General features: G+C 37.5%; 10 protein-coding genes (1 of these 10 cut by a window edge). 3 read left to right on the top strand and 7 right to left on the bottom strand.

Annotated elements, in window-relative coordinates; genetic code table 11:
- From LEP1GSC199_RS19890 to LEP1GSC199_RS19880, 3 genes are all read right to left on the bottom strand, one after another.
- Nucleotides 1–354, bottom strand: a 354-nt coding sequence (locus tag LEP1GSC199_RS19890; RefSeq protein WP_002991428.1) for a helix-turn-helix domain-containing protein, incomplete at its 3' end; no start/stop codon positions are given.
- 37 nt (nucleotides 355–391) lie between these two features.
- Nucleotides 392–610 (bottom strand): DUF2461 family protein, encoded by a 219-nt coding sequence (locus LEP1GSC199_RS19885; RefSeq protein ID WP_002991406.1) that lies wholly within the window; start codon nucleotides 608–610, stop codon nucleotides 392–394.
- Between the two features lie 152 nt (nucleotides 611–762).
- The gene (locus LEP1GSC199_RS19880; protein ID WP_002991414.1) at nucleotides 763–1,749 is read right to left on the bottom strand and encodes a DUF5692 family protein; all 987 of its coding nucleotides are present in this window, start codon (nucleotides 1,747–1,749) and stop codon (nucleotides 763–765) included.
- Between the two features lie 411 nt (nucleotides 1,750–2,160).
- Here LEP1GSC199_RS19880 and LEP1GSC199_RS19875 point away from each other — a divergent pair, with 411 nt between their 5' ends.
- Nucleotides 2,161–2,424: an RNA recognition motif domain-containing protein gene (locus LEP1GSC199_RS19875; protein WP_039927570.1), complete on the top strand. Its 264-nt coding sequence runs from the start codon at nucleotides 2,161–2,163 to the stop codon at nucleotides 2,422–2,424.
- Nucleotides 2,425–2,552: 128 nt separating this feature from the next.
- Here LEP1GSC199_RS19875 and LEP1GSC199_RS19870 read toward each other — a convergent pair whose 3' ends face one another.
- On the bottom strand, nucleotides 2,553–2,996 hold the full coding sequence (locus LEP1GSC199_RS19870; RefSeq protein ID WP_002991420.1) for a MarR family winged helix-turn-helix transcriptional regulator: 444 nt from the start codon (nucleotides 2,994–2,996) through the stop codon (nucleotides 2,553–2,555).
- A gap of 121 nt (nucleotides 2,997–3,117) precedes the next feature.
- On the opposite strand from LEP1GSC199_RS19870, the gene LEP1GSC199_RS19865 reads away from it, so the two are divergent.
- Nucleotides 3,118–3,600, top strand: a complete 483-nt coding sequence (locus LEP1GSC199_RS19865; protein ID WP_002991411.1) for a hypothetical protein — start codon at nucleotides 3,118–3,120, stop codon at nucleotides 3,598–3,600.
- Nucleotides 3,601–3,663: 63 nt separating this feature from the next.
- On the opposite strand, the gene LEP1GSC199_RS19860 is transcribed toward LEP1GSC199_RS19865, so the two are convergent.
- Entirely contained in the window at nucleotides 3,664–4,287 is a 624-nt protein-coding gene (locus tag LEP1GSC199_RS19860) for a DUF1554 domain-containing protein (protein WP_232420860.1), read from the bottom strand.
- Between the two features lie 844 nt (nucleotides 4,288–5,131).
- Here LEP1GSC199_RS19860 and LEP1GSC199_RS19855 point away from each other — a divergent pair.
- A complete protein-coding gene (locus tag LEP1GSC199_RS19855) occupies nucleotides 5,132–5,800 on the top strand; it encodes a GP88 family protein (protein ID WP_002991431.1) in 669 nt (222 codons plus the stop codon).
- Here the strand turns inward: LEP1GSC199_RS19855 and LEP1GSC199_RS19850 are convergent.
- Together LEP1GSC199_RS19850 and LEP1GSC199_RS19845 are read right to left on the bottom strand one after the other, a co-directional pair.
- Nucleotides 5,797–6,888 carry a hypothetical protein gene (locus tag LEP1GSC199_RS19850; protein ID WP_002991423.1) on the bottom strand — a complete coding sequence of 364 codons (1,092 nt, stop codon included), beginning with the start codon at nucleotides 6,886–6,888 and terminating at the stop codon, nucleotides 5,797–5,799. The two genes, LEP1GSC199_RS19855 and LEP1GSC199_RS19850, sit on opposite strands and share 4 nt — an antisense overlap.
- Nucleotides 6,885–7,170: the 3' end of a DNA cytosine methyltransferase gene (locus LEP1GSC199_RS19845; RefSeq protein ID WP_039927568.1), read on the bottom strand. The gene runs 989 nt beyond the window's last position; the window shows 286 of its 1,275 coding nt (coding positions 990–1,275); its start codon lies off the right edge, out of view; its stop codon occupies nucleotides 6,885–6,887. Before LEP1GSC199_RS19845 ends, LEP1GSC199_RS19850 begins: the two co-directional genes overlap by 4 nt.

Genomic DNA, 7,170 nt, shown 5'->3' with positions numbered 1-7,170 from the left:
GGAAACTGATTCTGTAATTCCGCTTGGCAGATTTTCTTTTAAAGACATCTCTATTTGCTCTGGTGACCATTTAAGTTCTAATTTAGATTTTATAAATTTTCGTAAATTTGGATGTTTTTGCAACTTTATTTTACCAGAATTTCTGGAACTTTCATTCTTCTGTGAAATGATTTGAGCATTTGATACTGAATAATTAATGAAAGAATTTCTTGAATAACCTTTAGATAATTCTCTGGAAATGCTTGAAGGACTTCGATTCAGTATCTTAGCTATACTTCTAATACTTTCCTCTTTAAATCGCATCTCAGCAATTACTTCCCTTTCTTTCAAATTAATTCTTGTATAATGATTCATTTATTAACACCTTATTCATTAGATTATCGGTGTTGCGTTAAAAATTTGATTCTACCATTCTAAAAATACAGGACTTGGGATCGACACCTTTGACACTTTGATCGAACTTTTCAATTTCAGATAATAAATATCCTGTGAGGGAGATCAGTTCACTTTGAATTTCAGTAAACCTATCTTTGTTTTCGATAAACCAATTTCTGTTGTTATTCAATTTCAATTCAGACAAGAATTGTAAAATATTTTTACTAATTTTCATGACGGATCAATTCCCTATTTTGTCATTTTGTTGTTTAACTCTATTAAGGGCCAGGTTTCTTTGGGGTGCGCATACGCTACCGTCCCCCACCATCTAACGATGGCAGGTGACCAAGCCCTACGAATCCTTAACGCAAGGAGGAATTTGCGGTATTATTCGGCAAGTGCTTTAATGGTTTTATACTCACTTAAGTCAGTGAATATCTCGGCAGTGTAAGGATTTCGTTTTGTTTTTACCCACTTATACACCATATAACCGAATACAGCCACATTGGTAACTAAGGCAATCGCAGAAACGGAGTTATAGATCCAAGGTTGGTATGTGGAACGAACTACGTAGGCACCAGAATCCAAAAACGATGGGAACGTCTGAGCAAACATACACCAAATAGCAAGTGTTTGTGCCCTGTGTTGTAACCATGCACCCTTTCCTATGGTGAATGCACAAAGGGTTGGAGCAACTAAAAGTGCCAAACCTGCATACCAAGAATGTGTCGGAATACAGTTGTATGTATAAGAAAAGTTCCAAAGATCGTAAGCAATGATCCAAAACCAAAGCATATCAGGCCAGATCATATCACGACTTTTGTCCGATTCCGTTTCCTTTCGGATTACAATACCAAACCAACCAGTGATTGTAATAGTGTTAAGAATACCTGCCATGGCGTTCATATAGTTCCAAGGTCCACCAAGGACTCCCGTACCTTCACCCTCGATGGGCCCAGAAAAATTGTTCCAATAGATTTTGCCTACTTGGAAATCACGTGTGACTGCTTCGATTATATTCACTGCCAAAATTAGAGCAGGGAAAATAAGGGCAATTTTAACATCCGCTAAGCGCCAAGTTACCTTGCCATTGGCATCTTTTTTCTGAATATGTCTAATTGCCCAAAAGATAATACAACCCGCAGTAGCAGAATATACTTTTACTAGGTGAAACCAATCAGTATAGGTTTGTTCCTTCATAAAGAAAAACCAGAGAATGGAAAGAAATGTAGGAAGAATGATAAAACTAAAAAAACCTGCCCATTTCCAACGTCTGGCAAATTCATTAAAAATAAATAGTGCTGCAAATACAAGCAGCCATATCCCCAATCCCTGAGCAGTTGTCGTGCCGGCAGCTGAATTAAAAGTCCACATAATTAGAAACTCCTATAGATTCAGTTTTGGTATTCACAAAATCCACATTTATTATGACCATCCAGTCAACGGAAAGTCAAGGAATCTTGTTCAGGATGTTTTGGAGTTGGCAGAGGATTGAAAGGATACAACCGCCAGATATTCCGCATTGATTTCACAAAAAACATTCGTTAATCGATATTTTTTAAAATTCTCCTTGCTAAAGAAATGTAGCTAACTATTAATGGTAATTGATTCACAGCACTATCGTTCATTTAACCACTAGAGTAGTCCCCACTTTCTTGCATTCTGATCTCTTTCTTAAGTTTTCCCCTGCATTTTCGTTGAGTTTTTACCCGATCTCCCGTATGGGTTAGTTGTATTTAAATTTTCAATATTGAAGAATCAAAAATAAAATTTTGAGGACATCACATGTCAGTAAACATATACGTAGGTAACCTTTCTTATGAAATGACGGAAGGAAAGTTAAACGAACTTTTTTCCGCACACGGCGCAGTAACTTCTGCAAAAATCATTATGGACCAGTATTCTGGTAATTCTAAAGGTTTCGGCTTTATCGAAATGAAAGAACGTGGTGATGCAGACAAAGCAATTAGCGATTTGAATGGAAAAAACATTCCTAACCGCGAAATGAAAGTAAACATCGCAAAACCAAAGACAAACAACTGGAACTAAGTTCCCTTTAAACTTTTGATTTCAGTCTTTAGGATACAAATCCTAGGACTGGGATCAAAATAAAATTCTTCACCGATTTTCTTGCTATAGAAGCAGACTGCCTTTAAATATCTCTCATCAAAACCCTATTAATCCAAGTTAGTAACTACACGTTGCAGTAAAGTGACAAATAGTTTGCGTTCCCCATCAGTGAACCCTGCCGTTGCTTTTTCGGCGACTTCCATCATTTGTTCTTTCACAGCTGGCAGACGCTTTTTCGCCTTTGCCGAAAGCGAAATGTAACTGGCACGTTTGTCTGTTGGATGTGCCCCACGAAGAATCAACCCATCACGTTCCATACGCACGAGTAACGCCGCCATCGTAGGCTGTTCTACATGTGCCATTTCAGCGAGCTGCTTTTGTAACAGTGCGCCATTCTCTTCAAGTGCTGTGAGAACAGGTAGGTATGCCATACCAAAATCAAATGGTCGCAACTTCTGTTCAAAATGCCACATAAGCAACCGAGACGCTTGGTTGATCCAAAAAGTAGGAGTGGACTCCGGTTTCCAAAAAAAATCTTCTTTATTTTTCATAGCATGCTATATACTTTGTCTAAATACTAACGTGATGAGCGCCGGTAAATCTCAATTTACCCCGTTGTGTAAATGAATCACAACAGCATGTCTTATCACCACCCAAAAAGAGGAATTTCCAATGAGTTTACTACACGATCACTATATTAGTTTTTTTGCCATTCTTTCCTGTTTAGGTTGGATTAGTATGTTTGTTGCCAAAAAAAGTGGACGACTCTGGCTCGGAAACTGTATGGGCATTGTCTATCACATTGCTCTTGCTCCTGTGATCCAAACACTACCGGCGCCTGAATTTGTAAGGATGGCTGGTTATACATGGATTTTTTGTGATGCCTTGATTGATGTTGCCTCCATCAACGCTATGAGTGAAAAAAATGTTTGGGCGTTGCGAATGGGGGTACATATTCCGGCCACGATTTGGATCATCGGTAGTTCTATCAGTATGACGATACTCCCACTTACAGTCGGAGTTGTGCTTGGAATTTTGCTGGCATTACACGCTATCTTCGGACCTAAAATTCCCGATTCAAAATTTAAATTATTTATATTCGTCTTACCGCTGATGACGATGTGGCTCGGTTTGATTGCTTACGATTCGTTTTGATTTTATATTTTATTACGATCAAGCAGTCCTAACTACACGAGAGGATACCATCTTATCATTTTTCTATTGCTCTACACAAACGAGTGAATGGGAATTACCACAAGTATTGCTGGCAGCTCCAATGATTGGAGTTGTAATTTGGTCTTTTAGTGTTCCTGTACTTGCCCCTGTTCCATCAATCCAATCACTGCAATGAAGCATGGGTTCTGTTGTCCAATTTGCATTAAACCCAAGCCAAGTTGTCACGCTGGATACTGTTACCGCATTCGTTTGTGTTGTTAATAATCCATTGCTGTCTGTTTTTCCAATAACCACAGCACCAATGGATCGAACATAATCTTTGTTTGGTTGCATAACCCAATCGAGGTGTTCCGAAGAACCGCCGCCACAATTGGGGGTAACGCAGGCTCTTCTTGCAATCGTATCAGAAAGAAAGGCTTTGTAGGTTCCTGTGGTTGGTTTATTTGCATCATTGGCACATTTGTTATCTGCGCCGGAAGCGCCTCCCAAAGCACCAGTGTATGGGACCGCCGTCGTAAAAATCCGACAGGTACTACAAGGGAATGATGCTGAATTAACCTCATTCCGAATATTGATTTCGCAATAAGCATTTCTATCGTTTGTTGTAATTTTTAGGACAAACCCAGTAGCATAGTCGTTAGATGAAGGATCACAAGGGTTGTTCAACTTTGTATCTGCGCAACTGAAAATAAAAAGAGTGAAAAAGGACAATTGAATACTATTTGCGGAAAAAATGTTCCTTAACGAATTTGAAACTATCTTTGACATGTTGGTATGCCCCGCTCCATTGAATTCTAAATTGGTCAATAAATTTCAGGTCAATTCCTTATTTTATAGAACATTAAGACGAACAAGCAACTCTATTTTAACTGCAATTGGCTCAAGAACCGATTCTATTTTTAGGAAATTTCTTCACTAATTTCCGTTATCACATCCAAGTCGAAAGGTCTCCCAACAAATGTATACGACATGTAAATGAACAAACAATGCATTCTATACATACACGTTAACACGTGTATATTGTAATATGGTCAAGCTCTGGCGATTCGTATCACTTGGCTGAATCCATTACTGAACTTACTCCTGTGACCTATAGGCCAGGTGGGCTTCCCACTTATATGCTTTCAGCGGTTATCCCGACCGAACGTAGCTACTCTGCCATGCCACTGGTGTGACAACAGATGCACAGTGTCCCTTCGGGCCAGACGAGTTTTAGCTAGGCTTTCGCTCCGCCAAACTCGCATTCTCGCTCCCTATGGGTCGCTGCGAATGGTTCGACCAACCCGGTCCTCTGAATAAATTCAAGAGATAAGGGCGTTCCCGATTTGGATATGTGTTTTAAATTTTTTTAGTAAAAGGGACGGGCTCTTCCTCGACGAGGGCGCTCGGTCGATCCCTAACGCAGTGGAGGGTTTACTAATTCACGAATCAACCGAATTAAAATTTATATCGCAAATAAATCCTTATTTATTAGGCTGTATCTATAATTTGATAGAATACAAATTTAAACATGCAAAGTGAACGAATCACCTCAAAGTTTACACTTAAGTCAAATCCTGCCTGGAATATAGTCGGAGGATTTTCATCTCCATCAAAAATGCCATGCTACTCTTATTCGATCCCATCTGATTTCTGTAAGACAGGTAGTAAATTAAGGAATAAGTCTGATTCTGTTTGTAATTCTTGTTATACATTCAAAGGTAAATATCGAATCGGCAATGTTCAAAATAGTTTACTAAATAGATTTAATTCTCTGAAAGATGAACGGTGGGTTGATGCAATGGTAACGCTCTTAAAATTGCAGCCGTATAAACATTTCAGATGGCATGATAGTGGAGATTTGCAGGGATCCTGGCATCTCGAAAAAATTATTAAAGTTGCCGAAGCTTGTCCAGAAATTCAATTTTGGCTACCAACTCAGGAAGTTAATATCGTCGAAGACACATTAGAAAACTTTCCTTTGCTACCGGATAATTTAAACATCAGACTTTCTTCTCAAAAAATCAACATTGCATCGAGCCATCCTTTTTTATCTACAAGCCTTGTCGTGACTAAAGGCAATTTTAGTAAAGATATTGAAGGTATTCTCTGTCGGTCTTATGAATTAGGTGGTAAGTGCGGTAATTGTAGACAGTGCTGGGATAAAAAAATCAAACGCATAATCTACATGATACACTAAGTTATATTTAACTTTCTCCGGATTTGCTTAATTATATTTTGCTTCATTGTTACTGAATATGAATTATCTGAATCGATATGCCGTTTAATTTCCGATATCCAATATTCTTTCGGTGAATCGGTCTTTCTATAGTCTTTCCAATGATGTGAAAAATCCTCAAATGTTAAATTCTCAATTTCTTCCTTGATAGTCTCTAAATTTTGGAAAAGATTAATGAGAATTCTTGGAAATTTATTTTTCGAAAACATACTTTTATTGCCTAGCTCAGCAATATTGCCAATACCGCCTGCTGTAAAGATATCTCGAACATTGTTACAAATAATATTTTGAGATGTTACCAACCAAAGAGAAAATCGACTATATTTCTCATTTTTACTATTCGATATAAGCTCAGGGAAAAACAAAAAGCCAAGGGCACAAAAATACGCCCGCCGATTGGATTCTAAAGTATTCCAAACCTGCATAACAAGATTTGATTCCGTTAAAGTTCTTTTCTCCGTATTATCTTCATCAATCCACCACAAAGACTGACCGTCTTTTAACTTACTTTTATAATAATCAATGATTGGTCGAATTGGATTCTCTGACTTTCTTAAATCATCATACGAAATTTCCATTTTATTAAAAATTGAATCCATTGGGTCAATTTCCATATCAATTAAATATCTGGGTGAATGAGTGACGACAATCTCAGTTAAACAATCTTCATAAGGTTTAATTAAAATATCATAAGGTTTCGTTAATTTCGCACAGATTAAATATAGATCATCTATGCCATCGACTCGGGTACCCTCAAAAACACTATTGCCAGTTGTTTTCCAGTTTTTAGATCTAGTAGTCTTTACCTCTAATCCTATCTTATTATTAATAACGATATCAGGAAATTTTTGGCCAGAAATGAGGTCTATTTTTCCTTCAAAAGTTGTACCGATAGCTGCTTCTTTTAGAAAATCAAAGACTATAGATTCGAACTTGCTTCCTTCTATATCTGTAATCGATTTTTTATTTTCTAAAAATACTTTGATTAACTGTTTTGCCTTATTAAACAAACTTTCTATTGAATTTTCTTCTTTGGGAATTATATTCATTTAAATAGATTGTTCCAAATTGTATTTAATCTGTCCGCAATATGGTATGCTAATAAAGGAGGTACTGCGTTTCCTATTACTTTATATGCATCTGATGCATTCACGTAATATCCTTTCGAATCTTTATTCCTTTGTACGAAATTAAAGTCATCAGGAAAAGTTTGTAATCTTGCGCATTCTCTCACCGACAATCGTCGCTCGCGATGCCCTAACGCCAGTTCGTTTTTATTTCTACCACCATTGCCTTCCGATAATCGCCTAAACTCAATATTTCCATGATGC

It is taken from the genome of Leptospira vanthielii serovar Holland str. Waz Holland = ATCC 700522 (assembly GCF_000332455.1).
Classification (GTDB): Bacteria; Spirochaetota; Leptospiria; order Leptospirales; family Leptospiraceae; genus Leptospira_A; species Leptospira_A vanthielii.
The sequence above is the reverse complement of the archived record's forward strand: the minus strand, read 5'-3'. Positions and strand labels throughout refer to the sequence as shown.